2 protein-coding genes and 1 pseudogene are annotated in these 1,667 nt (G+C 67.4%); 2 read left to right on the top strand and 1 reads right to left on the bottom strand.

What is annotated here, in order from left to right; genetic code table 11:
• Positions 1 to 312 (top strand): penicillin acylase family protein (locus tag LQT98_RS23410; protein WP_231465606.1); only part of this gene is annotated, 312 nt, incomplete at its 5' end.
• Here LQT98_RS23410 and LQT98_RS23405 read toward each other — a convergent pair.
• Positions 309 to 1,226 carry a LysR family transcriptional regulator gene (locus tag LQT98_RS23405; protein ID WP_048410827.1) on the bottom strand — a complete coding sequence of 306 codons (918 nt, stop codon included), beginning with the start codon at positions 1,224 to 1,226 and terminating at the stop codon, positions 309 to 311. The genes LQT98_RS23410 and LQT98_RS23405 overlap by 4 nt on opposite strands.
• 199 nt (positions 1,227 to 1,425) lie before the next feature.
• Here LQT98_RS23405 and LQT98_RS23400 point away from each other — a divergent pair.
• A pseudogene (locus LQT98_RS23400) lies at positions 1,426 to 1,667 on the top strand (acyl-CoA dehydrogenase); the annotation flags it as partial.

Below are 1,667 nucleotides of genomic sequence, written 5' to 3'. Positions count from 1 at the left end.
GGCGCGGCGCGGCTGGACCAGCCGGCCAGCGGCGGCGCCGAGGGTCTGGGCGCCTTCCGCACCTTCAGCTATATCGGCGACAGCGACGGCCGCCAGCGCGCCATCTTCGGCGATACCTTCACCGCGCTGGTGGAATTCGGCCGGCCGCTGCGCGCCAAGGTGATCAACACCTACGGCAACAGCAGCCAGCCGCAATCGCCTTACTACGGCGACCAGATGGCGCTGGCGGCGCGGAACGAAATGCGCGACGCCTTGCTCAAGCGCGAGCAGGTGGAAGCGGCGCTGGCCAAGCGCGAGTGGTTCCGTTACTAGCGGGGCCGCGGCGGCAGCGCTTCGCCGCGGCCGTCGGCCTCCAGCATCGCGATCAGCTGACGGGCGAATAGCGGCAGCTTGTCCAGTTCGCGCACGCAGATCAGCAGATTGCGCACGGCCCAGACATTGCTCAAGCGCACCAGTTGTAAGTCCAGGCTGCAGGCGTGGCGGCGCGCCGCCGACTCCGGCAGGATGCCGATGCCGACATCGGCGGCTATCATCCGGCACACCGCCTCGAAGCTGCTGACCTGAGTGCGTATCTTCAGCGGCCGCCGCAGCTGGGTGGCGGCCTGGGTCAGGAAGGAATGGATGGCGCTGCCCTCGTGCAGCGCGATGTAGTCGTAATCCAGCGTGGCGGCGAAATCCAGCGAGCGCCGCCGCGCCAGCGGGTGGCGCGCGGCGGCGGCCAGCACCAGCCGGTCCTGGCGGTAGGGCATCACCTGCAGGCCGGAGGTGTCCGCGCTGTCGGCGACGATGCCGATGTCGGCGGTGCCGTCGCGCACCGCGCGCACGATGTCGCGGCTCAGCCGTTCGCGCAGATCGGTGTTCACATCGGGGTGGCTCAGCAAGAAGGCGCTCAACACCGGCGGAATGAACTCGGTGATCGCCGTGGTGTTGGCCAGCACCCGCACATGGCCCTTGATGCCGGTCGCGTATTCCTGCAAATCCCCACGCAGGCTTTCCAGTTGATTCAGCACCTTGCGCGCATGGTGCAGCAGCGTGCGTCCCGGCGGCCGCAGCGACACGCCCTGGCTTTCCCGGTTCAGCAACTGCACGCCTAGGGCCTGTTCCAGATGCTTGACGCGCATGCTGGCGGCCGGCAGCGACAGGTGCGCGCGCGCGGCGGCGCGGGTCAGGCTGCTTTCTTCCGCGATGAAGACGAATAATCTCAGATCGACCAAATCAAAATGCATGCCCATGGCTCGATTCATCCTCCTGTTGCCGTGTCCGGCGCGGCCGGCGTAGAACAGGTTTTCAGTCGCCGCGCTTAAGCCGTGCCTAAATCCGGCTTCGGCAAATGCGAATTGTCAGTCGGCGCGGGTCTGTTCATGCTGGACCGCATTCCTTTTCATCCATCGTGGCCGGCGGCCCGTTGCCGGCAAGGGACGATCCATGCCTGACATTAAACATGTGAATCAATGGTTGGGAAAGAGCGAGCGGCGTCATGACACGCTGGCGCCAGCTCCGGCCATCGCGCTGGCGGCGCTGCTGGGACGAGAAGGGACGCCGCCGGCGGCGGGTGACGCATTGCCGCCCTTATGGCACTGGCTGTATTTCCAGACCCCGCCGCGGCTGGAGGCACTGGGCGCGGACGGCCATGCGCGGCGCGGCGGCTTCCTGCCGCCGTCGGCGCT

Source organism: Chromobacterium aquaticum, from assembly GCF_021129195.1.
GTDB lineage: Bacteria > Pseudomonadota > Gammaproteobacteria > Burkholderiales > Chromobacteriaceae > Chromobacterium > Chromobacterium aquaticum.
Note: the sequence above shows the minus strand (reverse complement) of the source record. Positions and strands in the feature narration are given on the sequence as shown.

Coding starts and splice junctions, on each gene's coding strand:
- LQT98_RS23405 (WP_048410827.1), bottom strand. CDS start 1,226: ATGCATTTTGATTTGGTCGATCTGAGATTATTCGTCTTCATCGCGGAA.